The 22,471-nt window shown below is 65.1% G+C and carries 22 protein-coding genes and 3 tRNA genes; 12 read left to right on the forward strand and 13 right to left on the reverse strand.

Annotated elements, in window-relative coordinates:
- Positions 1-76: 76 nt before the first annotated feature.
- The 3 genes from IEX32_RS15405 to IEX32_RS15415 form a co-directional block, all read right to left on the reverse strand.
- On the reverse strand, positions 77-1,393 hold the full coding sequence (locus IEX32_RS15405; RefSeq protein WP_229736406.1) for a sensor histidine kinase: 1,317 nt from the start codon (positions 1,391-1,393) through the stop codon (positions 77-79).
- A gap of 97 nt (positions 1,394-1,490) precedes the next feature.
- Positions 1,491-2,168: a response regulator transcription factor gene (locus tag IEX32_RS15410; RefSeq protein WP_188772440.1), complete on the reverse strand. Its 678-nt coding sequence runs from the start codon at positions 2,166-2,168 to the stop codon at positions 1,491-1,493.
- Positions 2,169-2,246: 78 nt separating this feature from the next.
- A complete protein-coding gene (locus IEX32_RS15415; protein WP_188772441.1) occupies positions 2,247-2,552 on the reverse strand; it encodes a PepSY domain-containing protein in 306 nt (101 codons plus the stop codon).
- 135 nt (positions 2,553-2,687) lie between these two features.
- Here IEX32_RS15415 and IEX32_RS21180 point away from each other — a divergent pair, with 135 nt between their 5' ends.
- The 3 genes from IEX32_RS21180 to IEX32_RS15430 all read left to right on the forward strand — a co-directional run bounded on the left by IEX32_RS21180 (position 2,688) and on the right by IEX32_RS15430 (position 6,379).
- Positions 2,688-4,484, forward strand: coding sequence for an ABC-F family ATP-binding cassette domain-containing protein (locus IEX32_RS21180; RefSeq protein ID WP_188772442.1), 1,797 nt, complete (start codon positions 2,688-2,690; stop codon positions 4,482-4,484).
- A 100-nt stretch (positions 4,485-4,584) separates the two neighbouring features.
- Positions 4,585-5,157, forward strand: a complete 573-nt coding sequence (locus tag IEX32_RS15425; RefSeq protein ID WP_188772443.1) for a helix-turn-helix domain-containing protein — start codon at positions 4,585-4,587, stop codon at positions 5,155-5,157.
- A 13-nt stretch (positions 5,158-5,170) separates the two neighbouring features.
- Positions 5,171-6,379 (forward strand): glycosyltransferase, encoded by a 1,209-nt coding sequence (locus tag IEX32_RS15430; protein WP_188772444.1) that lies wholly within the window; start codon positions 5,171-5,173, stop codon positions 6,377-6,379.
- A gap of 85 nt (positions 6,380-6,464) precedes the next feature.
- Here IEX32_RS15430 and secF read toward each other — a convergent pair whose 3' ends face one another.
- From secF to yajC, 3 genes are all read right to left on the reverse strand, one after another.
- Positions 6,465-7,451: a protein translocase subunit SecF gene (gene secF, locus IEX32_RS15435; protein ID WP_188772445.1), complete on the reverse strand. Its 987-nt coding sequence runs from the start codon at positions 7,449-7,451 to the stop codon at positions 6,465-6,467.
- A gap of 11 nt (positions 7,452-7,462) precedes the next feature.
- Positions 7,463-9,076: a protein translocase subunit SecD gene (gene secD / locus IEX32_RS15440; protein WP_188772446.1), complete on the reverse strand. Its 1,614-nt coding sequence runs from the start codon at positions 9,074-9,076 to the stop codon at positions 7,463-7,465.
- Positions 9,077-9,162: 86 nt separating this feature from the next.
- Entirely contained in the window at positions 9,163-9,498 is a 336-nt protein-coding gene (gene yajC, locus IEX32_RS15445; protein WP_188772447.1) for a preprotein translocase subunit YajC, read from the reverse strand.
- 267 nt (positions 9,499-9,765) lie between these two features.
- On the opposite strand from yajC, the gene IEX32_RS15450 reads away from it, so the two are divergent.
- The 4 genes from IEX32_RS15450 (at position 9,766) to IEX32_RS15465 (ending at position 11,280) form a co-directional block, all read left to right on the forward strand.
- Positions 9,766-9,842, forward strand: a tRNA-Pro gene (locus IEX32_RS15450).
- Positions 9,843-9,945: 103 nt separating this feature from the next.
- Positions 9,946-10,359 carry a holin family protein gene (locus IEX32_RS15455; RefSeq protein ID WP_188772448.1) on the forward strand — a complete coding sequence of 138 codons (414 nt, stop codon included), beginning with the start codon at positions 9,946-9,948 and terminating at the stop codon, positions 10,357-10,359.
- A gap of 82 nt (positions 10,360-10,441) precedes the next feature.
- The gene (aroQ, locus tag IEX32_RS15460; protein WP_188772449.1) at positions 10,442-10,879 is read left to right on the forward strand and encodes a type II 3-dehydroquinate dehydratase; all 438 of its coding nucleotides are present in this window, start codon (positions 10,442-10,444) and stop codon (positions 10,877-10,879) included.
- Positions 10,880-10,980: 101 nt separating this feature from the next.
- A complete protein-coding gene (locus IEX32_RS15465) occupies positions 10,981-11,280 on the forward strand; it encodes a putative quinol monooxygenase (RefSeq protein ID WP_188772450.1) in 300 nt (99 codons plus the stop codon).
- Positions 11,281-11,367: 87 nt separating this feature from the next.
- On the opposite strand, the gene IEX32_RS15470 is transcribed toward IEX32_RS15465, so the two are convergent.
- The gene (locus tag IEX32_RS15470) at positions 11,368-11,832 is read right to left on the reverse strand and encodes an Lrp/AsnC family transcriptional regulator (RefSeq protein WP_188772451.1); all 465 of its coding nucleotides are present in this window, start codon (positions 11,830-11,832) and stop codon (positions 11,368-11,370) included.
- A gap of 241 nt (positions 11,833-12,073) precedes the next feature.
- On the opposite strand from IEX32_RS15470, the gene IEX32_RS15475 reads away from it, so the two are divergent.
- From IEX32_RS15475 to IEX32_RS15490, 4 genes are all read left to right on the forward strand, one after another.
- Positions 12,074-13,846, forward strand: coding sequence for a histidine kinase (locus IEX32_RS15475; protein WP_188772452.1), 1,773 nt, complete (start codon positions 12,074-12,076; stop codon positions 13,844-13,846).
- 43 nt (positions 13,847-13,889) lie between these two features.
- On the forward strand, positions 13,890-14,894 hold the full coding sequence (locus tag IEX32_RS15480) for a polysaccharide deacetylase family protein (protein ID WP_188772463.1): 1,005 nt from the start codon (positions 13,890-13,892) through the stop codon (positions 14,892-14,894).
- A 61-nt stretch (positions 14,895-14,955) separates the two neighbouring features.
- Positions 14,956-15,031, forward strand: a tRNA-Ile gene (locus IEX32_RS15485).
- 25 nt (positions 15,032-15,056) lie between these two features.
- A tRNA-Pro gene (locus tag IEX32_RS15490) sits at positions 15,057-15,133 on the forward strand.
- A gap of 16 nt (positions 15,134-15,149) precedes the next feature.
- Here the strand turns inward: IEX32_RS15490 and IEX32_RS15495 are convergent.
- From IEX32_RS15495 to IEX32_RS15520, 6 genes are all read right to left on the reverse strand, one after another.
- On the reverse strand, positions 15,150-16,331 hold the full coding sequence (locus IEX32_RS15495; RefSeq protein ID WP_188772453.1) for a glycosyltransferase family 4 protein: 1,182 nt from the start codon (positions 16,329-16,331) through the stop codon (positions 15,150-15,152).
- Complete coding sequence (locus IEX32_RS15500; RefSeq protein WP_229736401.1) at positions 16,328-17,077, reverse strand: hypothetical protein; 750 nt, start codon at positions 17,075-17,077, stop codon at positions 16,328-16,330. The genes IEX32_RS15495 and IEX32_RS15500 overlap by 4 nt, the downstream gene beginning before the upstream one ends.
- Entirely contained in the window at positions 17,077-18,213 is a 1,137-nt protein-coding gene (locus IEX32_RS15505) for an FAD-dependent oxidoreductase (RefSeq protein WP_188772454.1), read from the reverse strand. Before IEX32_RS15505 ends, IEX32_RS15500 begins: the two co-directional genes overlap by 1 nt.
- Positions 18,210-19,181 (reverse strand): glycosyltransferase, encoded by a 972-nt coding sequence (locus IEX32_RS15510; RefSeq protein WP_188772455.1) that lies wholly within the window; start codon positions 19,179-19,181, stop codon positions 18,210-18,212. Before IEX32_RS15510 ends, IEX32_RS15505 begins: the two co-directional genes overlap by 4 nt.
- The gene (locus tag IEX32_RS15515) at positions 19,178-20,152 is read right to left on the reverse strand and encodes a glycosyltransferase family 2 protein (protein ID WP_229736407.1); all 975 of its coding nucleotides are present in this window, start codon (positions 20,150-20,152) and stop codon (positions 19,178-19,180) included. The genes IEX32_RS15510 and IEX32_RS15515 overlap by 4 nt, the downstream gene beginning before the upstream one ends.
- 88 nt (positions 20,153-20,240) lie before the next feature.
- Positions 20,241-20,597 carry a hypothetical protein gene (locus IEX32_RS15520; RefSeq protein ID WP_188772456.1) on the reverse strand — a complete coding sequence of 119 codons (357 nt, stop codon included), beginning with the start codon at positions 20,595-20,597 and terminating at the stop codon, positions 20,241-20,243.
- 121 nt (positions 20,598-20,718) lie between these two features.
- On the opposite strand from IEX32_RS15520, the gene IEX32_RS15525 reads away from it, so the two are divergent.
- A complete protein-coding gene (locus IEX32_RS15525; protein WP_188772457.1) occupies positions 20,719-22,455 on the forward strand; it encodes a hypothetical protein in 1,737 nt (578 codons plus the stop codon).
- Positions 22,456-22,471 lie beyond the last annotated feature (16 nt).

The following is a 22,471-nucleotide window of genomic DNA, read 5'->3' on the forward strand; positions in this document are numbered from 1 at the left end:
CGCACATGACGATGCCCGGCCATCGCTGCAACCTCGCGACAGTAACAATTCCCCGGTTTCCGACCGGGTTCCCGCGTCAGCCGACCGCCTTCGGCAGCTTCAGCCTGACGAGCAGGCCGCCAAGGTCCTCGCTCTCGTCCAGTTCCACACTGCCTCCGTAGATCTCGACGACGTCGCGCACAATGGCAAGGCCCAGCCCCGTACCCGGCTTGCCGGTATCGAGCCGCGCGCCGCGATCGAAGATGCGGATGCGTTCAGCCGCGGGTATGCCCACGCCATCGTCCTCGATCCATATCTCACATAATCCGGGGTCCTGCCCGGCATCGACAGTCACGAACACGCTGCCGCCGCCGTACTTCGCGGCATTCTCGATGAGGTTGCCCAGGATCTCCTCGAGATCCTGCTTTTCGAGCGCCACGATACCGTCGTGATTACCGGCCAGGTCGAAGCGTGTGCCCTCGTGCAGGCGCTCGACGGCGCGCAGCACGGCTTCAAGGCTGGGCCACACGCTGGCGCGCGACATGCCCGCCGCCCGCCGGCCAACTGCACGGGCCCGGGCGAGGTGATGGTCCACCTGGCGGCGCATGACCGCGGCCTCACGGATGACGGTATCGGCAAGGTCCGGAGCCCGGGCGGTGGCGGCGTTCATCACCACCGTCAGCGGCGTCTTCAGGGCGTGAGCCAGGTTGCCCGCATGTCGGCGCGCCTCTTCCGCCTGCAGCTCGGTGTGCGCCAGTAGCCCGTTGATTTCCTCGACCAGCGGCTCGACTTCCTGCGGCAGCGGATCGGTGACGCGGCTCGCGCCCGTGGTTCGCAGCTTCTGGATCGCCCGGCGCACGTGCCTCAGGGGGAACAGCCCGTACCATGTCTGCATCCCCGCCATGAGCAGGAGGCCGAAACCCAGCACCACGAAACTGTAGCCGAGGATCGAACGGATCTGCCTGATCTGCTCATCGAGATCCTCACGGCTTGCCGCGACAGTGAACATCCATTGCGTGTCGCTTCCCGGCAGGATGATCGCGCGCTCCATGATGCGCAGCGGCTCGCCGGGAAACTGGTCACTGTCGTAGACGTGCGGCCTCGTATCGTAATGGTCCTCCGGGACATCCAGGCTGCGATCCCAGAGCGAGCGGGAGGGAAAGTCCTCGTGTTCCTTGGCGCGTATCTGCCAGTAGAGGCCGCTGTTGGGTTCGAGGAAACGCTGGTCTCCCAGCGGGCGGACGAAGAAGACCTCCCCATCCGGGCCGATTTCGGCCGAACCGATCATCGCGGTCAGCATGTAGCCGAGCTGCTCGTCGAAATTGCGCGTGATCAGCGAAGTCAGCGTCCGGTCGAGCCCGAGCCCGCCGACAAGCAGCAGGATCGAGATCCAGCCCGCCGCGATCAGCATCATGCGCCGGCCGAGCGAGCCGGTGTTACGGGCGTTCACCGTCCCTTCGGCGGCCACACCCTCGCCTGCCCCGCCTGAAGCCGGAGCCTCCACGGGTGCCTCAGTTGCGCGGCGCGTCGGCGGGATCGTCGAGGCTGTAGCCGAGGCCACGGATGGTGGTGATGACATCGGCGCCCAACTTCTTGCGAATGCGCGTGACGAAGACTTCGATCGTGTTGGAATCTCGGTCGAAATCTTGGTCGTAGATATGTTCGATCAGTTCGGTGCGGCTGACCACCTTGCCCTTGTGGTGCATCAGGTAGGACAGCAGCTTGTATTCCTGCGCGGTCATCTTGACCGGCTCGCCGGCAAGGGTGACGCGGCCGGAACGGGTATCCAGCCGCACGTCGCCCGCCATCAGTTCGCTTGAGGTATTCCCCGAAGCACGACGGATCAGCGCGCGAAGGCGGGCGATCAGCTCCTCGGTCTGGAAGGGCTTGGCGAGGTAATCGTCGGCGCCGGCGTCGAGGCCGGCGACCTTGTCCGACCAGCTGTCGCGCGCGGTCAGCACCAGGACGGGGAAATTTCGGCCTTCCCTGCGCCACATGCCGAGCACGGTCAGGCCATCTATCTCGGGAAGACCAAGATCGAGAATGACGGCGTCGTAATCCTCTGTGGCCCCCAAAAAATGGCCATCTTCGCCATCGGCCGACAAATCAACGGCGTAGCCGTTCTGCTCGAGCGTGGTCTTGAGCTGGTTGCCGAGCGTAGGTTCATCCTCGACGATCAGGATGCGCAATTGGGGTCTCCCTTCGTGAACCCTGACGAAATGGGGTGAAAGGCCGCCAGCGTCAAGCGACGCGAGCGGATCGTGGTATCAGCGCGAGCGGCCGATGACGCGCCCCGTGCGAGCGTCGACGTCGACAAAATGAACCTTGCCGTTCTCGATGAATTTGAGACGATAAGCCATTGCCGCCGGATCATATTCCGGCCCGAGGTATTGCATGCCGGACATGCGCGGGAGCACTTGCCGCTCGATTTCGCGGAGGGAACGCACGTTGCCGGCCTTGCGATCCTTGCGCACCTGCCCCTGCTCGGCGCCGGGTTCGGCCTGCGCAGGCGGCACAATCGCGGTGAAGGCCAGGGCCGTCAGTGCGAGGAGAGAGGCGAGAAGCTGTTTCATCGTGACTTGGGTGCCTAACCTTGATGCATTGAACAAGTGCTGAATGCGGCAGGAAGGTGGCAGAAAGGATCGTCTGTTGCCGATTTCCCACGTCCGCTTGCCACACCCCCGCCATGCCCTGTAGGGCGCGCGACCATGGCAATCGCACCGATCCTCAGCTGGGAAGGCCTCGGCCTGATCCAGGGTTCCGGCTGGCTCTTCCGGGACCTTGACCTCCACATCGCCCCGCGTGACCGGCTGGCGCTGATCGGCCGCAACGGCGCGGGCAAGACCACGCTGCTCAAGCTGATCGCCGGACAGATCGAGGCGGACCGGGGCAAGCGCTCGATCCAGCCGGGGACGAAAATCGTCACGCTGGAGCAGGACCCCTTCTTCACCGGATACGACACCCTGCTGGACTTCGCGATCGCCGGGGACGATGCGCCGCCCCGCCACGAGGTCGAGGCCATCGCCGACCAGCTCGGCATCGACCTTTCGCGTGACGCCTCCAGCGCTTCGGGCGGCGAGCGTCGCCGGGCCGCGCTGTGCCGGGCGCTGGCCTCCGATCCCGACCTGCTGCTGCTCGACGAGCCGACCAACCACCTCGACCTTGCCGCGATCGAATGGCTGGAAAGCTGGCTCCAGCGCTATACGGGCGCATTCATCGTCATCAGTCACGACCGTACTTTCCTCACCCGCCTCACCAGAGCGACGCTATGGCTCGATCGGGGCGGCCTGCGCCGCAAGGAAGTGGGCTTCGGCGGCTACGATGCCTGGGAAGAGCAGGTCTATGCCGAGGAGGCCCGCGCGGCGGACAAGCTCGACGCCAAGCTCAAGATCGAAGCGCACTGGCTCGAACGCGGCGTGACCGCGCGGCGCAAGCGCAATCAGGGCAGGCTCGAGAAGCTGTGGGAGATGCGTGCCCAGCGCGCGGCCATGCTGGCTCCGCAAGGCTCCGCCAAACTTGCCGTCGCCGCCGACGATACCAAGACTAAGTCGGTGATCGTCGCCGAGCATGTCACCAAGCGTTTTGGCGCTGGGGACAATCTGCGCACCGTGATCAAGGACTTCAACCTGCGCGTCCAGCGCGGCGACCGCATCGGTGTGGTGGGCGCCAATGGCTCGGGCAAGACGACGCTGCTCAAGATCCTCACCGGCGAGATGGAGCCCGACGAAGGTACCATCACGCTCGCCAAAACCCTGCAGGGCACCGTTATCGACCAGCAGCGCAGCCTGCTTTCTCCCGAAAAGCGCTTGCGCGACGTGCTGGCCGAAGGCGGCGACTGGATCGACGTGCGCGGGGTGCGCAAGCATGTGCAGGGCTACCTCAAGGACTTCCTGTTCGATCCGGGGCTCGTCGACGCCAAAGTCGGCACGCTTTCAGGCGGCGAGCGCTCGCGGCTGCTGCTGGCCCGCGAGTTCGCCCGCAAGTCGAACCTGCTGGTGCTCGACGAACCGACCAACGATCTCGACCTCGAAACGCTCGACCTGTTGCAGGAAGTGATCGCCGACTACGAAGGCACAGTCCTTATCGTCAGCCACGACCGCGACTTCCTCGACCGCACTGTGAACGTCACGCTCGGCCTCGACGGTTCGGGCCATATCGACGTGATCGCAGGCGGCTATGCCGACTGGGAAGCCAAGCGCAGGAAACGCACGGCACCGGCCAAGGTGGCGAAAACCACAAACGAGCGCGCCGCTCCGCCGCCTCCGCCTCCGGCGAAGACCAAGCTCTCCTACAAGGACCAGCGCGACTACGACCTTCTCCCCGCCCGGATCGAGGAACTGGAGGCTGCCATTGCCCGCGACGAACAGGCCTTGGCAGATCCCGATCTCTACGCCCGCGACCCGCGCAAGTTCGCCGCGCTGACCGCAGCGATCGAAAAGGCACGCGGCGAGAAGGAAGCAGCCGAGGAACGCTGGCTGGAACTGGCCGAGCAGGTCGAGGGCTGATCCAGACGGATTGCCACGGCTCGCCCCGACACAGCGCACCTTGCGGAATCGGAACTTCTGTAGGAAGCTGGAAAACCGGATCGGTTATGAGGACAGCGCAATGATCAACCGCATCCGCGACATCCGGCTGCAAAAAGGCCTGACGCTTGCCGAGGTTGCCGCGGCCTGCGATCCACCGACGACGGCGCAGACTATCGGCCGTCTCGAAACCGGCATGCGCAACCTCTCGCTGGTCTGGATGAACCGCATTGCCGCCGCGCTGGAGGTGGAGCCCGAACTCCTGCTGCGCAGCGAGGGAAGCGAGCCGGCACGGGTCGTCGCGGTGCTGGGCCCGGATGGCCCCGAAGCCGCGCGCCAGCCCGTGGAGGCTGTCACTCCCAACGAACTTGCCGGCGAAGGGCAGTGGACCGTGCTCGCTGTCGAAACATCCTGCGGCGAATACCGCGCGGGAGATCAGGTCTGGCTGCGCCAGCGCCCGCCTTTGGACGCGGCGAAGCTGTTGAACCGCGACGTGCTGTCGCCGCGAGCGGGCGGGCATTTCGTCTTCGGTCGCCTGATCGATGGCAACGGTGAACGCGTCTCGTTGCTGCCTCCCCTCAGCGGGCAGCGACAGACCATCGTGGAACAACCGGCGTGGCTGGCGGTTGCCGAGATGCTCGTGAGAAGACTCTGACTGCCGCGGCCCTATGAGAATCCTTTCGATCGCCACGCTCTTCCCGAATCCGGCAAAGCCCTCGTTCGGCGTCTTCGTCGGCAACCAGATGCGCGCGGTCGCCGCAGGGGGCGAAGTCGATCTGACCATGGTGAGCCCGATCGGCCTGCCCCCCTGGCCGCTGTCCACGCGTGAGCCCTATGTTCGCCTGAAGGACATTCCGGAGGTAAGCGACGCTGTCGGCATCAAGGTTTACTATCCCCGCTTCACGCTGATCCCCATGGTCGGCGGCGACAGCAACCCGGGCCGGATCGCCCGGGCCGTTCTGCCGCTGGCGCGGTGTCTGCATGAGGTGCGCCCGTTCGATCTGGTCGATGCACAGTTCTTCTTCCCGGATGGCCCCGCCGCCGCGATCATCGCGCGCGAATTGGGCCTGCCGCTGACGATCAAGTCGCGCGGAGCGGATATCCATTACTGGGGGCAGCGCGAAAAGGCTCTCGCCCAGATGAAGGACGCCGCAAACCAGGCCGCCGGGCTGCTGGCCGTCTCGCAGGCTCTGCGCGAGGACATGATCGCGGTCGGCATGCCGGGCGAGAAGATCGCCGTTCACTACACCGGGCTCGACCGCGAACGCTTCCATCCCATCGAACGCGGAGCGGCGCGTGCGCTGGTATCGGCCATGCCCAATCTGGGCATCTGGTCTCAAGGCCCGCTGATCGTCACGCCCGGCTCGCTGATCCCGCGCAAGGGCCAGCGCCTCGTGATAGAGGCGCTGAAGTACCTGCCCGATGTGCGCCTGGCGCTCGCCGGAGCCGGCGAGGACGAAGCCGGCCTCCGGGCGCTCGCCGGACGGCTCGGGGTTGCCGACCGGGTCCAGTTCCTCGGCCTCGTCGACCACGACATCCTGCCTCACGTACTCTGCGCCGCCGACGTGCTGGTGCTGCCCTCGGCAAGCGAGGGCCTTGCCAATGTCTGGATTGAGGGACTGGCCTGCGGCACCCCGATCGTTGTTCCCGACATCGGCGGCGCCGCCGAAGTGGTGAAGGATGCGACGGCGGGACGACTGGTGGCACGCAACCCGGAGTCGATTGCCGGCGCCGTGGCGGAACTCCTCGCCAAACCGCCCAGTCAGGCCGATGTCGCGGCCAACGTCAGCCGTTTCAGCTGGGGCGTGAACGCGCAAAACATCGTCCACTTCTGGAAGAGCGTGCTGAACGTGCCGAGGCTGGTGGAAGCGGTTTGAACCCCATGCGGATGAGCACCGCGCCAGCGCGGCGCGGTGCAGTTCGTGAGGGGAACGCGCGCCCGCAACGCAGGCGAAAGCGCGGTCAGGCCCTGCCGACCCCCTCGCGGGCCTTGCGCTCCTGACGTTCGACCGCGGATTCGGTGGGCACGAAGCTGTCGCTGCTCACGCCAAGCCAGATCAGGATCGGAGCCGCCATGTAGACCGAGCTGTATGTGCCCACGAAGATGCCGAGCACGATGGCGGCGGTCAATCCGAAGAGGCTTTCCGGCCCGAAGAACAGCAGCGGGATGAGGGCCACCAGCAGCGTCATCGAGGTCATGACGGTGCGCGCCAGGGTCTCGTTGACCGACATGTCGAGCAGTTCGGGCAACGGCATCCTGCGGTACTTCTTCAGATCCTCTCGGATGCGGTCGTAGATGACGATCGTGTCGTTGAGCGAATAGCCGATGATGGCCAGGATCGCGGCGATGATCTGAAGGCTGAATTCGAGCTGGAACAACGCGAACATGCCCATCGTCAGCGATACGTCGTGGAACAGCGCGAAGAGCGCGCCGACCCCGAACTGCCATTCGAAGCGGACCCAGATATAGATCGAGATCGCCAGCATCGCGGCCAGCAGCGCGTAGAGCGCGGTCTGGCGGAACTCACCGGAAACCTTGCCCGATACGGTATCGTTGCCGTCGATGCGAACGTCCGGATAGTTCTTTTGCAGCGCGCCGGTGATCCGGTCGGAGATGGCGGCGGCCGCGCCGGGATTGTCCGTAGCCTCGTCGGGCAGGCGCACGCGGATCGAGACCGAGTTGGGATCGCCGAAGCGCTGGATCACCGGATCCTCGAAACCCAGGCCCGAGATCAGTCTGCGCACATCGGCGACAGGCGCCTCCGGATGCCCGACGAAAGTCGTGCGGATTTCCTGGCCGCCCGCGAAATCGACGCCGTAGTTGAGGCCCTTGGTCATGACCAGGCCCCAGCTCGCCGCGATCAGGATCATGCTGACCACGTAGAACGGCACGCGCCAGCGCAGGAAGCGGATGTTGGTGTTATCGGGAACGAGTTTGATCAGGCGCATGGTGCTTGCCCTTAAACGTGCAGTTCGGTGGGCCGCGCGCTGCGCAGCCAGCCGGCGACCCACATCCGGGTCAGCGTCACGCCGGTGAAGACGCTGGTGAACAGGCCGATGATGAGAACCACGGCAAAGCCGCGTACGGGGCCCGAGCCGAAGGCGAACAGCAGCGCGCCGGCAATCGCGTTGGTGACGTTGGCGTCATAGATCGCCCGGCTCGCTTCCTTGTAGCCGTTCTCGACGGCAGCGATGACGCGCCGGCCCTTCTTGCGCTCCTCTCGCATGCGTTCGTAGATCAGCACGTTGGCATCGACAGCCGCACCAATCGTCAGCACGAAGCCCGCTATGCCCGGCAACGTCAGGGTCGTGCCCATGACGGCCATGATGCCCAGGATCATCAGCACGTTGAAGATCAGTGCGACGGTCGCATAGATGCCGAAGCGACCGTAGGTGGCGATCATCAGCAGCACGACCAGCAGCGAGCCGATGCCCATCGCGATCATGCCTTTCCTGATCGAGTCGGCGCCAAGGTCGGGACCGACCGTGCGCTCCTCGACGACAGTAAGATCGACCGGCAACGCACCCGAGCGCAGCGCGATGGCTAGCTGGGTTGCCGATTCGACAGTGAAATTGCCCGAGATCTGCGCGCTGCCGCCCAGGATCGGCTCGTTGATGTTGGGCGCGGACAGCACCTTGCCATCGAGGATGATGGCAAAGCGCTTGTTCACATTCTCGCTCGTCAACTTCGCAAAGCGGGTGCCGCCGGCCTGGTCGAAAGTAATCGAGACCACCGGCGCGTTGTTCTGCGGATCGAATCCCTGCTTGGCATTGGTGAGCTGATCGCCCTTGATGCCGCCGAGGCGCTTGACCGCCAGCACCGAAACGCCGCCCGAACCCGGCGCGTTGGGATCGGCCCAGGGCACGAGTTCGTCACCCGGCGGCGTGATGCCCTGCTGGATATCGTTTGGGGCCGCCGTCTCGTCGACGAGCTTGAATTCCAGCTTGGCGGTCTGCCCGATCAGGCTTTTGAGCGCTTCGGGATCCCCGAGGCCGGGAACCTGGACGACGATGCGCTGCTGGCCCTGGCGTATGATCGTCGGCTCGCGCGTGCCGAGCGAGTCGATGCGCTTGCGCACGACCTCGATCGCCGAATCCATCGCATCGGAAACCGCCTGCTCCAGACCTTCCCGAGTCGGCGTCAGCACGAAACGGCTGCCGTCCTCGACCTTGATGTCCCAGTCGCGCTGCCCCGTGAGGCCCGCGCCGCTGGTGAGCGCCAGTATCTCGTCCCGCGCGGCATCGACCTGCGAGGGATCCTTGAGCATGAAGCTGAGGCGCCCGCCCGAGCTGGAAATATCACCGATGGCGATGCGCGGCTGGGTCAGCCGCAAGCGGCCGCGCACCGATTCTTCCATGTTCTCCAGCCGCTGCTGGGCGACCTGGTTCTTGTCCGCCTCGAGCAGGATATGGCTCCCGCCGGCAAGATCGAGGCCGAGGCTGATCTCTGGATCGGGCAGGGCGTTCGGCCATGAAACACCGCCAACGGAAAACAGCGAAGGCAGCGCGGCTGCGGCGATGACAAGTGTCAGGCCCCAGTACCAGAGCTTCTTCCAGGTAGGAAATTCGAGCATTGCCGTGAGCTTCTCTCGGAAAGAACGTGCGCGGAACGGCGCGTCCCGGAAATGGCCGGGCCCGATGCGGCCCGGTGCTGGTCGTCTCAGTCGTTGGCGGCCTTGGCGCCGCCCGGCGGGATCACGTCGACGATGGTCGACTTGAGGGCCCTGACGCGCACGCCCTGCGCCAACTCGACTTCGGCGTAGTTGTCATCGACCTTGAGCACCTTGCCCAGGAAACCGCCGCCGGTCAGCACCTCGTCACCCTTCTTGAGCGAGGCAAGCTTGGCCTTGTGCTCCTTCTGCTGCTTCATCTGCGGACGCAGGATCAGGAACCAGAAGATCAGCGCCATCGCCACGAACGGCAGGTACTGCACCCAGGCGGGCGGCGCACCGGCAGGAGCAGCGGCGGCAAGCATGGGAAGAATCGAGCTGTGCATGAAACTGAAGCGCCTTCTTGTATAGACTCCCGAGCCGACTCGCCCGTGACCCCCTGAACATCGCGAGGTCCGGGAAATCCGCCTGCGGAAATTCCGGATGCGCGGGCGGTTAGCAATAAAGCGGAGCACTGGCAACGCGCCCGCACGGCGAGCCCGCGAGGGCGAAGCGAAAGATAGGCGCGGCGGGCGCGCGATCAAGCTGTTCGCAAAACTCTGCACGGACGCTTGCGCTTGGCCCGCGAGGTGCCTATAGGCGCTCCCCTCGGTCGGGACGTAGCGCAGCCTGGTAGCGCATCACACTGGGGGTGTGGGGGTCGGAGGTTCGAATCCTCTCGTCCCGACCAATTTTCCGAATATCGGCACGCCCCAATTCTCCGGGGGCATTTTCCTACACGAACCATTTTGGTTACAGCTCTGCAACCGCCCATGGCTTCGCAGGAGTGCCGCATGCCGCTGCTCGATTCGCTTATCGCCCCCATCTCCCGGATCATCGATAAGGTCATCCCCGATCCCGAGGCGCGTGACCGCGCCAAGCTGGAACTGCTCAGGCTGGAACATTCGCAGGAAACAGACCTGCTCCAGGCGCGGCTTTCTGCCATCATCGCGGAGGCCGGTTCGGGCGATCCGTGGACCAGCCGCGCCCGGCCAGGATTCCTTTACGTGATGTACGCGATCATTCTCTGGGCCCTGCCGATGGGATTGATCGGCGCGTTCAGCCCGGAGACCGCAAACGCCATCGCCAGCGGTATGACGGCCTATCTCCAGGGCATTCCCGAGCCGCTCTACGCGCTCTTCGGCACAGGCTATCTCGGCTATTCGGCGATGCGACAGTGGGGCAAGATCAAGGGAAGCGATCGCTAGCCCAGTTTGCAGCGGCGCGCACAGCGGCTAAGGCAAGGAACGCCCGCGATGTTTCGGCGGGCAGCGAGGGATATTTCGAAAGATGGCAAGCAAGCTGGTCTATGTCCTCAACGGGCCCAACCTGAACCTGTTGGGCCGGCGCGAGCCCGGGATCTACGGCTCGCATACGCTGGACGACATAGCCGCCCTGCTGGTCGAACGTGGCAAGGACCTCGATTGCGAGATCGAGATGCGCCAGTCGAACCACGAAGGCCACCTCGTCGACTGGCTGCACGAGGCGCAGGCCGACGGCGCCCACGCGGTGCTGCTCAACGCGGGCGCCTATACCCACACTTCGGTCGCGCTGCTCGACGCGATCCGGGCGATCGAGGTGCCGGTGATCGAAGTCCACCTGTCCAACCCGCACACTCGCGAGGAATTCCGCCACAAGTCATGGATCGGCATGGCCGCCAGGGGCACCATCGCCGGGTTCGGGGCGAAGAGCTACCTGCTGGCGCTGGAGGCGGCGGCGGGGCTGTGAGGCGTTCGACAGGCTCAGGCTGAGCGGGGATTTTGGGGGCTGTGCGTCGGGTGAACGGGCGCCGCCTTGCCATATCGGGGCCGTGCCGATAATCGCAACGAATGCTGCTAGTCGTTGGAACCGTCCGTCTTCCCGCGCACAAGCTGGAAACCGCGCGCCCATTCATGAAGCGTATGGCTGAAGCCAGTCGTGCGGAAGATGGTTGTGTAGAGTACGGCTATGCCGAGGATGTATTTGATCCGGGTCTCATTCATGTGAAGGAGATGTGGATTGACCAAACCGCCCTCGATCGGCACTTCGACTCTCTGCATATCGCTGAATGGCGGGCGACTTGGCCGAGCCTTGGCATCGGTGATCGCGACTTGCGGGTGTATGACGTTGGCGAACCACGCCAGACCTGAAACGCGCATTCGTCCCTAGGCTGCCCCCCGGTCCGCAGGCGGGAGTGGCCAGGGTGGGCTTTTTACGCAACGCCCCCGAAACGCCCCCTACCCCAGCGGCACGCCCGGCAGGTTCTTCGAGGTCCGGATCGTCAGCGAAGTCTTCACGCTGTCCACGTTCGGCGCGGAGGTGAGTTTCGAGGTGAGGAATTCCTGGAAGCTCTGCAGGTCGCGGCTGACGATCTTGACGATGAAGTCGATCTCGCCGTTGAGCATGTGGCATTCGCGCACTTCGGGCAGGCTCTTCATGTGCTCCTCGAAGCCCCGCAGCGCTTCCTCGGCCTGGCTCTTGAGGCTAACGAGCGCGAATACGGTGATCGTGAAGCCCAGTTTCGAAGAGTCGAGTTCGGCGTGATAGCCCTTGATGATGCCGGCTTCCTCGAGACTGCGCACGCGGCGCAGGCACGGCGGCGCGGTGAGGCCGACGCGCTGGGCCAGCTCGACATTGGTGATCCGGCCCTCGTCCTGCAGTTCGGCCAGCAGGCGACGATCGATTTCATCGAGGTTGATCATTCGAACTTCCCTGTCGCTGCCCTTTCGCAGCCCCGTGGTTGCAACTTCCACATCGAAAATGCGGCGCCCTCGTAATATTATTATCTCATAGCGCAATCGTCCCGCTTTGCAACGACTTCGAACTGCGTGCTTCCACTCACCCCCCACTTTGCTAGGACATTCTGCGCGCGAATTTGGCATGAAGGTTGAAGCCCGGGTTAACCTCTTCCGCTCTAAGCAACGGGCCGCGCCTGGAGTCTGAATGCATTTCGACGATCGCCTTGCTACGGTTTTGCGCCTGCCGGCATCGGGCGATGCCCTGGCGCGCATCCAGTACAGGCAACTGATCGACCTGCTGCGCCAGCTGCCGGGCGACGCGCGCTCCGAGATGATCGATACCGGCCTGGTCCGCATCGAGGAACTCGGCAGGCGAATTCCCGTGATCGACCGGGCGCGGCTGCTGCGCCAGCCGATGCAGCCGATCACCAACCCGCGCCTGGTTTCGCTGCTGGCCCAGTCCGAGCCCGATGTGGCGACCGCCGCGATCATGTGCGCGCGGCTCTCGGACGCCGACTGGCTGGCGCTGATCCCGGAATTGCCCGTGCGCGCGCGGGGGATTCTGCGCCACCGTCGCGATCTCGCACCGCCCGTGGACGCCCTGCTCGAACGCCTCGGCATTCGCGACCGCGGCCTGCCACCCGCCGTCCGCGTGCCGGACGAGATCGAGGACGTGTTCGAGCTAGCGACCGCGGACGTTGTTCCCGACGCCCCGGAAACGCAGCCCTGCGCGCCTGAACCGAGGCCAATCACGCCCGATCCGGAATCGGAGTGGGCGAGAGCCGCGGCCATACGCGCCGAAAGGCCGAAGAGCGTCGATGCCGGTATCGGCGCCATCGTCCGGCGTATCGAGGAATTCCGCAAGGCACGCGAGGCGCATGTGCCGCCCGAGCCGGCGAATGACGCGCCGCGCCTCCCTCTGGGAGACCTGGCGGCGGCGGCGCCGCGCTCGCCGGCGGCAGTCGACTTTGCCACCGATGAGGAAGGCCGCATCGACTGGGCCGACGGTGTGCATGCGCGTTCGCTCATCGGTCTCAGCCTTGCTGCCCACGAACCGGCCGTGGCGACGGCCGTTCGCCGCCGCCTGCCTCTGCATGGCACGCGAATCCGGTTTCCCGGAGCCCCGGCCGTCTGCGGTGAATGGCAGATTGACGCCATTGCCTGCTTCGACGATCTCACCGGCCGCTTCACCGGGTACTGCGGACGCCTGCGCCGCCCCGCCTTCGCTGTCCACGATACCGAGGCAAGCCGCAAAGCCGGCGAGGCCGACCGCATGCGCCAGGTGCTGCATGAACTGCGCACGCCCGCCAATGCCATCCAGGTCGCCGCCGAGATCATCCAGCAGCAGCTCTATGGCCCGGCTCCGCACGAATACCGGGCCTTGGCGGCGGCAATCGCGGGTGACTGCGCACATATCCTTGCCGGGTTCGAGGAACTCGATCGGCTGGTAAAGCTGGAAGCGGGCGCGCTTCAGCTGGAAGCGGGCGAATGCGACATTGCGCCGGTTCTTATAGAGACGGTGGCGCGGCTCAGAACCTGGACCGATGCACGCCGTAGCGGCTTCGCACTGCCTGCGGACATCGGCGCGACGACGCTGCCGGTGGAAGTGGACCGCGTCGAGGCAGAAAGGCTGGTCTGGCGCCTGCTTGCCGCGCTCGTCAGCGTGGCCGCTCCCGACGAAATTCTGGAGTTGGCCTGGGCGCTCGAAGTCGGCGGGCGCGTGGCCCTGCGGATCGCCCTGCCCGCCGCCCTCGCCGAACGCGATGCCGACGATCCGTTCGACGTACCGACCACCGAACGCGGCCCTACGCTGTCGGCGGGAATGTTCGGCCTCGGCTTCACGCTGCGGCTTGCTGCCGCTGAAGCCGGTGCGGCTGGCGGCAATCTGCAACGGGATGGAAAGCTTCTGCGCCTGTCCCTTCCCGGCTTGACCCATGCGGGCACAAGCCATAGCACCGCTGTCAATCATTCGCACTGAACCTGCTTCGGCCGACGCGAAGAACGGGATGAAGGGGAGTTTTTTGCCGGGCCCCAATCTTCTTGAGCCGCCGCGACCATCCGATCTTGCAAAGTTTCGCGAGGGGTTCGGTCAGCGCTTCATCGTCACCGTCGATACCGAGGAAGAATTCGACTGGGAGGCACCACTCGACCGCAAGCGCCACACGGTCATCACCATTCCGGCCTTACGCAAGTTCCAGCAGTTCTGCGAAGGCTTCGGCGTCGTTCCCACTTACCTGATCGACTATCCGGTGGCGGCATCGTCCTACGCCGCCGAGGCCCTCGGCACGGCGGTGGCGAAAGGCAAGGCCGAGGTCGGAGTGCAACTGCATCCGTGGGTCAGCCCGCCCTTCGACGAGGAAGTCAACGAGCTCAACAGCTATGCCGGCAACCTGCCGTACGAGCTGGAGCGCGAGAAATTCCTGCGACTGCGCGACCGGATCGAGCAGACCTTCGACGCGGCGCCGCTGATCTACCGTGCCGGCCGCTATGGCCTCGGCCCGCGCACGGCGGAGATCCTGACCGAATTCGGGCTCGCCATCGATTCGTCGGTGCGCGCCCGGTTTGACTACAGCGCCAGCGGCGGCCCCAATTACCGCCAGCACCCGCTGCAGCCCTACTGGGCCGATCCTGAGCGCCGCCTGCTCGAACTGCCGCTGACGACGGTATACTGGGGGCCGCTGCGGCAGATCGGGAATGTCCTCTACCCGCACCTGTGGCGCGCGCCGCAGGTGCGCGGCGTGCTGGCCCGCACGGGTCTGCTGGAACGGATCCCGCTCACGCCCGAGGGAGTCACCGCCGATGAAGCGCTGCGCGGGGTGGACATTGCCCTGGACGAAGGGCTGCCCGTGCTTGTCTTCTCGTTCCACAGCCCTTCGCTGGCGCCGGGGCACACGCCCTACGTCAGGAACGACGAGGATCTCGACGCCCTGTACGACTGGTGGCGGAGGCTTTTCACGTTTCTCGCCCAGCGCGGCGTGAAACCGACAAGCGTTGCCGACATCATGGCCAGCGTGGAGCTTGCCTAGAGCCTCGACGCAAGCTAACGCGCGTGAGCCCGGCCAGTCGATCAAGGCCGGAGCGGCGATTGGGCCTGTAGCTCAGCGGTTAGAGCTGGCCGCTCATAACGGCTAGGTCGCGGGTTCGAATCCTGCCGGGCCCACCATCGCCGCCCATCGACACCCCAGGGTCGGGGAGTAGCGCAGCCTGGTAGCGCATCTGCTTTGGGAGCAGAGGGTCGCAGGTTCGAATCCTGTCTCCCCGACCAACTGGAGAAATCACGCTCAATTCGCGCGGGGGGCCTGCCCCTCTCCGGGCACCTCGATCGAGGAATAGGCCCGCGCCAGCCGCTCCGCGAAGGCGGCGGGGCTATAGTGCGTGCCGGCTCTTGCGGCCGCGTTTGCGCCAAGCGTCATGCGGCGGCTTTCGTCGGAGATCAGATGCCGCAGGCCCTCGGCCATCTCATGCGCCGATGGCTTTACGAGGATCGCGCAATCCGCATCCAGTACCTGACTATGGCTCGGAATATCGGTGGCCAGAATGGCGCGGCGGGCCGACATGTAGGTATAGACCTTCATCGGCGTGTTGACGCCCTTCAGCCGCGGCGAACACAGGATGTCTGCCTGCGCCAGATAACCCCCGAGCGCGCCGAGAGGTCGGTGCCCAAGGAAGCGGACGCGATCGTCCAGCCCCAGCCGGGCGACTTGCTCCCGATAGCGCCGGACCGCTTCCGGGCTGCCGCCGATCACCGCCAGGTTGCACGGCGCGTGAGACCGGAGCAGCGTGAATGCCTCGAGCAGGAGATCGATGCCCTGATAGCTCTCGAGATTCCCGACATAGAGCGCCAGCGGTGCTCCCACCGGAAACAGCCCGCGAAGCTCCTCGACATCAGCGGTGCTGTCGGCGCAATCGAACGCCACGTCCGGCAAAAGATGGACTCCACCGGGGCCGGCCGCCTCCATCGCGCGGTCGGCAATCGCCTGGCAGACGGCGAGCACAAGATCCGAGCGGCGGATCGCGTATCGCTCGAACCACCGTAGCGGGGGCAGCAGCGCCCGCGCCGCCGGCCACTTCTCGGCGATCTGGTCGGGCATGAGCGAATCCATGTCGTAGACCAGCTTGAAGGGCCGCAGCGGCCGGCACGCCAAGCCTATAAACACCGCCTCCTCGACCGCGTGGACGACGTCGTACGCCTCTCGCCGCACCTGCCGGAACGCCGCCGCGGCGAGCCAGACATCGCAAACCAGCTTCTTCACCGAAAACCCGATGGGCACGTCCCTGACGCCGAAGCCGGGCCTGATGCGCATGATGCGCGCGCCGGCAATCCCGATGTCCTCACCCTCATGATAGGTGAGAACATCGACCTCATGCCCCTGTTCGCACAGCACCCTTACCGCCTGACGCACCGCGATCGGCGTTCCCCGCTCCACGAAGAAGGGATGAGGCGCCAGAAACAGGACCCTCATGCGGCGGCCTTACCCACGCGCAGGCGCGTCTGATCGACGGCGAATCGCAGCGGGCTCGCCAGCCCGCCGAAGCGGACAAGCTCGGCTTCGGGATCACGCAAGGCACGGCGCAACGCGGCCGCCGGACGGTCAGCGGGCAGATCACAATCGACCAGACACCCGAAGCTGCCGATCGCCGAAGCCGTACCGCGAAGCGGCAATACGTCGGAGCCGGGGAGAACGCGCGCGATTCCCCGCCCGAAGCGGGGGACTGGCCAGAAGGCCGGGCGTCCGCCATTGTCTCCCAGAAAGAGGTCCGGCTCTTCGGTCAGCAGCCGATCGACGAGCCGCCCCCTTGGCCCGAACCACTTTCCGACGCCCCAGGGAAGTACCGGCAATGCGTCGTGGGCGCGCAGCGCGGCAACGATCTCGCTGGCCGGCCGGCCTTCGGGCACGACGCGTTCGGCCAGCGCCAGGCCAAGGATTTCGAGCCCCTCGCGGCTCACGATCTGACGCCCGGCAACCACGAGCAGAGTGTGGCTTTCGTCGAGCCAGAGCGATTCGGCTTCGGCGGTTGGCAGCAACTGCGCTCGAAGCGCGGAAAAGACATCGAAGCCATCGCGTTCGGCCAGCATGCAAACGGCTACCCCCGCCCCAGGAGCGTTCCGCGAAAACGTCCCCGCAGCTTGCTGGAGGATGCTGGCGGCGTCACGCTCGTCGTGAAGATGGACGTGCGCATCGATCGCCACGAGGCCGGTCGATCGCATCACGCCGCGCGCCGCGCCTCGGTCGGCCAGAACTTGTGCGCTGCCTCGAAACTGAGCAGGGGCGCGGTTGTCAGCTTGGTCCCCAGGATGCGGCAGAGGCCCGCGGGGCCAGCGGTCGACACGATGTCGCTGGTCGAAAGGCTCCGGCCGGTCCCGTCCCGGTCGGGCAACAGGCCCGCCATGACCGCGCGGACCGGCGCGTCCGCGATCCCGGAACCGGGCAATGCGCGGGCCAGCGCGCCGCGAAACGCCTCGATATCCTCGGCGCCGACATCGGGCTCTCGCGCGCCCGATGCGGGGCAGTAGAATGTTCCTGCCAGGGTCCCGCCTTCATGCGGCCTCAGGAAATAGCTGCGCCCTCTTCCCGGAAGTTCAGAGACCGCCAATGCCGCGTCCGTGGGGAATGGAACGTCCAGCAGGAGGTTGAACGCCAGGGTGGCGGCGCTCGTAGCCTCTCGCCCATGCTGCCATCGCCCAGACCAGGAACCGGCGCAGATTACCACGTTCGGTGTTGCGATCTCCTCGATCGCGCCATCGGCCCGGCCGACGCGCAGGCCCGCCACGCGGTTATCCCTGACAACGAGATCGTGCGCTTCCGTCTGTTCCATGAGCGCCGGACCAGTCACGCCCGCATCCGAAAGGATCGCGAGCATCAGCGCCTGCATGTCCGGCACCACGAGATCGTGCCACAAGGCCGCGCCTGTCAGGTGGTGCCGCGGTATCGGATAGTCGGCCGAAACTTCATCCGCCGCGAGGACATCGGGCGCCGGCAAGGCCTGGGCGCAGCCCGTAGTGCGAACCAGCCAGGCCTCCATTGCCGCCGCCAGGCGAAAGGCGGCGGGAGAGCGCATTCTGCCGCGGTAGAGCGGCATCACGCAAGCGAGCGGCCGGACGAGGCCGGGGTAATTGTCGAGGAACCAGGACTGCGCACGCCGAGAGCGTCGCCAGCGCCGCAAGTCCATGGTCTGCAGGTAGCGAAGCCCGCCGTGGATGAAGCCATAGCTGTTGCCCGTGGCACCGCTGGCGATCCGGTGCCGTTCGACGACGAGCGGCCTCAGCCCCATGCGCGCAGCCGCCAGCGCCATGGTTGCCCCCTGCATGCCTCCGCCGACAATTACGACATCGGGATCGTTCATCCATCCTCGTCCGGCTGCGCGACGATCTTCTCGATCCGGTATGCAGCATGGCTCGGGTTTCTCGTAAAGATGATGATCTCTGCGATCAGCCCGACCGCGCCGATCTGGATGCCGAGAACGATCAGCAGCACGGTCAGCAGCAGCGCGGGACGATCCGACATCTGCATGTCCAGCGTCTGGCGCTGGATGAGCAGATAGATTCCCAGGGCAACGCCGATCGCGATGAAAGCCGCACCCAGCGAGCCGAAGAAGCGAAACGGCTTTCGCATGAACCGTGTGATGAAGCCGAGCACGACAAGGTCGAGGGCGATGCCCATGTAGGTGATCGGCCGGTGCGTCCTGAGGCGCCGGTCCGTCTGCGCCTGGGGTAGACAGACCTGCTCCACGCTGAAGCCTAGCCGCTCGGCCAGCATCGGCAGAAACGGGTGCTGCTCGTGGTGGAGTTGTAACTCAGCGAAGACATGCTTTTTGACCGCGCGCGCCACGCAGCCCGGATCCTTGAAGCGCGAGCCGGCCATCCGCGCGAACGCCTCGAAGCTCCAGCCGCGCATCCGGCTAAGGACATTGTCCGTACTGCGGTCGCGAAATGCCGCGGCGACGTCCGCCGTCTCGATACGGTCCAGCAGTTGAGGCAGGGCCTCGGGCGCCACCTGGAGATAGGCCGGCAGGAACAGCAGCGTGTTGCCGCGCGCGTGTCGGACACCTTCCAGCAGACAGGCCACCTGGCCGAAGGAGCGGTTGAAACGCACGATGTTAAGCGGAAAGTCCCGCTCGCTGATCCGTTCCAGCGCCTCGGCATAGGCCGTGTGCGGACCGTCCAGGACGTAGATGAACTCGAATGACTTGTCCGTGCCCATGAGCGCCGCCTGATAGGCACGCCAGACGGTTTCGGCGTCGTCGGTGCGGTCGATCACCGGGATCACGACGGAAACGTCCACTTCGCCGACCGCCGGAAACATCGTGTTCATTGCTTGTCCCCCAATACCGGCCCCGGCGGTGGCAATCGCGCCGAAAGGTCGGCGGCGATCACGGCATAGGCCCTCACGTTGGGCTCAACGGCAGCGAACAACCCGCCCGCCAGGCCCCAAACCACCAGAAAAAGCGTCAATGACAGCAGGAGCATCGCGATGCCGCCGGCGACCACGTAGTTGTCGGGCTGCCCCAGCAGCAAATATCCGAAGACCGCCAGATTGAGCAGCAACGTGAAGCCGACTGCCTTGAGATGCCATGTCAACGGCGCGCGCGCGTAGCTCAGGAGCACGCGGATCGTTATGATGTCGAGCATCACCTTCTGTATGCGCGAGAAGCCGTATTTCGACGCGCCGAACTGGCGGGCGCGGTGATTGACCTCGATTTCGGCCAGGCGTGCGCCCGCAAGCTGCGACAAGGCGGGAATGAACCGGTGCATTTCGCCGTACATCGGAATCCCCTTGATGAGTTCCGACCGGTATGCCTTCAGCGAGCATCCGCTGTCCCGGACCGCCACTCCCATGATGCGCGCCATGATCCGGTTCGCGACCTTGGATACGAAAACGCGGGCGCCGCCATCCTTCCGCCTCCGACGCCAGCCGACGACGATATCAAAGCCCTGATCCATCAGCTCGATCAGGCGCGGAATGTCTTCGGGGTCGTTCTGAAGGTCGCCATCCATCGTGACCAGCACGTCCCCGCGCGCGGCCTCGACGCCAGCGGCCATGGCGGCGGTCTGCCCGTAGTTGCGGCGAAACTTGACGACGCGGACACGCCTGTCGCGATGGACCAGCGCCTCGGCGCGCTCATAGGTCCGGTCGGTGCTGCCGTCGTCGACCAACACCAGCTCAAAATCAAAGTCCGGCCCAGTCAATGCATGGCTCACCGCTGAATACAGCGGCTCCACGTTCTCCTCTTCCTCGTACATCGGCACGATGACGGAGACCAAAGCCATAAAGCGCAACTCCACCAATACTCAAAGACTCGGCTAATTTGCGACCCGAGTTTTGGTTTGCGTGTTGATTTATGCGCAACCCCCTGAAATAAAGTCAAACTCTTTACCGAACCCACTGGAACGGCCACCATTGCCCCTTCACACTTGCGAAAAACGGTCGCAGAGACCACGGCAGCGCGGCCACTTCAACGTGTCTTTTTCGGCGAACCTCTGCGATTTTAGGGCAGCCGCCCGCCTTCAGCAATAAATCAGCTACGAGCCGTTCATCCTGCACGGCAGTCAGTTCGTCAGCTAACAAGGCGACACCTGAACGGTGAGCACCCGCGCCCTTACGGCTTGCTTCCTGCAGCGCTTGGGTATGAGAAATCCGCCCCTTCGGCCTCGAATAAAGGCTCCAGGTTTCCGCCATACGGTTCAACGCGGACGGGTTCTGCAACATAGAGACAGTATTATTTTGCATGACAATCTTGTTAACCTTATAACGCCATCGAATTGTATTTTAATGCTACATCGAAACCATCGCCGATCCGGAAGGCTGCCGAAGTTGCTCTGTCCGTCAGGCGCCTGTGGGACGTGAGGGCGTGGGATTGATTTCTATCTCGGACAAGCTGGCCGATGCATTCAAGCGAGGGGCGGGCGAAAACTCCCCTCCCGATACCGGCACTCCCGCCAACCAGGCCACGCTGGCGTGGCAGGCCCTCGCCCTGTTCGCACTGGCCTTGCTTGTCCGTCTCCTCGGGAATGCAAGCCTTCCGGTACACCGGGACGAGTTTTTTCATTTCCTTGCCGCGCAATCCTGGGCGGACAATGGCAGTCTGGCGATCCTGGATGGCGCCTACCCTCGCGCATCGAGCTATACCGTGCTCACGGGTCTAGGGTTTCTGCTGTTCGACCAGTCCGGCCTGTTCGTGGCCCGGCTTCCCGCGCTGCTCGCCGGTGCCCTGCTCGTGCCGGCCGTGTTCGTCTGGGCACGGCGCAGGATCTCGCCGCGCGCCGCCTGGATTGCCGCGCTTCTGGTCTGTTTTGCGGACCTCATGATCGAAGTGTCGCAGTTCACGCGCTTCTACACGCTTCAGGCCCTGTTCGTGTGGATCGGGTCGGCCGCAGTCTATAGCGCGCTGCATGACCGCAAGAGCATCGGCACCGCGACCGTGTGGCTGGCAACCGCCGGGGCGTGCTTCCTGTCCGCCCTCCACCTTCAGGTCACGACGATCATCCACCTCGCCGGCATAGGACTGTACCTGGCCGCCTACGCCGTATCGCGTCCCCGGATTTCATCGTTCCTTGCGCAACAACGGTACCGCCTCTGGCTGATCGGCGGGGCGGCGGCTCTGCTCGCGGCGGTCATTGCCATTGCACCAAGGCTCCCGTTCGACGAGTTCCGGGACACATCCTACTGGGCACGCGAGCATCGCGACGACGTTCTCTATTATGTGCGGATATTTCTGGACCGCTTTCTCATACTGACGCTGATTTTCCCGCTTTCGATCTGGCTGGCCGTGTCGCGGCGATCGCGGGCCGGGCTCTTCTGCCTCACGCTCTTCGGGACCGCTTTCGTGGCGCACTCGCTCGCCGGGATGAAGAGCTTCCGCTACATCATCTACGCGCTGCCCTTCTTTTTCGTGTTGATTGCCATTGCCTTCGACTTCCTGCTCTCCGCGCTCTCACCGGTCGTCGTGTCGATGCTGAAACGGGCGGAGGACATGCGGTGGATCAGGATTGCCGACCGTTCCCGCCCGATCGTGACCGTAACCATCCTCGTTCTCGGCACTTTTCTGGCGATCGCCGGCAACCGCGCCTATGCCCACACGCTCAAGCGCATCGTCATCGACACGCATCGTGTCATCCTCAATCCGTCGAGTTTCGCACAGGAACCGCCCGACAGATCGTGGAGAGCCGCCGCGCCGCGGCTCCGCGCCGCGATCGGGACGCCCTCGCTGTTCGTGGTCGCCGACGACATGCGAACGGTCCACTATCTCGGGCCGTTCGACCTGCTCATCAGCCGAAGCCGCGTCAGCGACATTTCACCGCCGGTGGAATTCGGAACGGACTTTCGCACCGGACGCCGCGTGGTCGGCAGCGGCGAAACTCTCGCCGAAGTCGCCGCGTGCTATCCGGACGGCGTGATTCTGGCGCCGGCGGACCGCTGGGAGTTGGACTCCGCGGTTCCTCCCGACGTCAAGGCGGCGATCCATGCTTTCGCTGTTCCGGTAACCCCGGGCGTCGACGGATTTCACCTGTTCCGTTGGCGACATCCGGTTCACGGCGTCCGCTGCCAGGACATTCGCGCAATGATTGAGGATCATTCGCCGCGATAGATGGCCTCGGGGCTCG

Source organism: Novosphingobium endophyticum, from assembly GCF_014640675.1.
Classification (GTDB): domain Bacteria; phylum Pseudomonadota; class Alphaproteobacteria; order Sphingomonadales; family Sphingomonadaceae; genus Novosphingobium; species Novosphingobium endophyticum.

Bases quoted from the DNA above. Each gene is read 5' to 3' on its own strand.
- IEX32_RS15405 (WP_229736406.1), bottom strand. From the start codon at position 1,393: ATGATGCTGATCGCGGCGGGCTGGATCTCGATCCTGCTGCTTGTCGGC.
- IEX32_RS15415 (WP_188772441.1), bottom strand. From the start codon at position 2,552: ATGAAACAGCTTCTCGCCTCTCTCCTCGCACTGACGGCCCTGGCCTTC.
- IEX32_RS21180 (WP_188772442.1), top strand. From the start codon at position 2,688: ATGGCAATCGCACCGATCCTCAGCTGGGAAGGCCTCGGCCTGATCCAG.
- IEX32_RS15425 (WP_188772443.1), top strand. From the start codon at position 4,585: ATGATCAACCGCATCCGCGACATCCGGCTGCAAAAAGGCCTGACGCTT.
- IEX32_RS15430 (WP_188772444.1), top strand. From the start codon at position 5,171: ATGAGAATCCTTTCGATCGCCACGCTCTTCCCGAATCCGGCAAAGCCC.
- secF (WP_188772445.1), bottom strand. From the start codon at position 7,451: ATGCGCCTGATCAAACTCGTTCCCGATAACACCAACATCCGCTTCCTG.
- secD (WP_188772446.1), bottom strand. From the start codon at position 9,076: ATGCTCGAATTTCCTACCTGGAAGAAGCTCTGGTACTGGGGCCTGACA.
- yajC (WP_188772447.1), bottom strand. From the start codon at position 9,498: ATGCACAGCTCGATTCTTCCCATGCTTGCCGCCGCTGCTCCTGCCGGT.
- IEX32_RS15455 (WP_188772448.1), top strand. From the start codon at position 9,946: ATGCCGCTGCTCGATTCGCTTATCGCCCCCATCTCCCGGATCATCGAT.
- aroQ (WP_188772449.1), top strand. From the start codon at position 10,442: ATGGCAAGCAAGCTGGTCTATGTCCTCAACGGGCCCAACCTGAACCTG.
- IEX32_RS15465 (WP_188772450.1), top strand. From the start codon at position 10,981: ATGCTGCTAGTCGTTGGAACCGTCCGTCTTCCCGCGCACAAGCTGGAA.
- IEX32_RS15470 (WP_188772451.1), bottom strand. From the start codon at position 11,832: ATGATCAACCTCGATGAAATCGATCGTCGCCTGCTGGCCGAACTGCAG.
- IEX32_RS15475 (WP_188772452.1), top strand. From the start codon at position 12,074: ATGCATTTCGACGATCGCCTTGCTACGGTTTTGCGCCTGCCGGCATCG.
- IEX32_RS15495 (WP_188772453.1), bottom strand. From the start codon at position 16,331: ATGAGGGTCCTGTTTCTGGCGCCTCATCCCTTCTTCGTGGAGCGGGGA.
- IEX32_RS15500 (WP_229736401.1), bottom strand. From the start codon at position 17,077: ATGCGATCGACCGGCCTCGTGGCGATCGATGCGCACGTCCATCTTCAC.
- IEX32_RS15505 (WP_188772454.1), bottom strand. From the start codon at position 18,213: ATGAACGATCCCGATGTCGTAATTGTCGGCGGAGGCATGCAGGGGGCA.
- IEX32_RS15510 (WP_188772455.1), bottom strand. From the start codon at position 19,181: ATGAACACGATGTTTCCGGCGGTCGGCGAAGTGGACGTTTCCGTCGTG.
- IEX32_RS15520 (WP_188772456.1), bottom strand. From the start codon at position 20,597: ATGCAAAATAATACTGTCTCTATGTTGCAGAACCCGTCCGCGTTGAAC.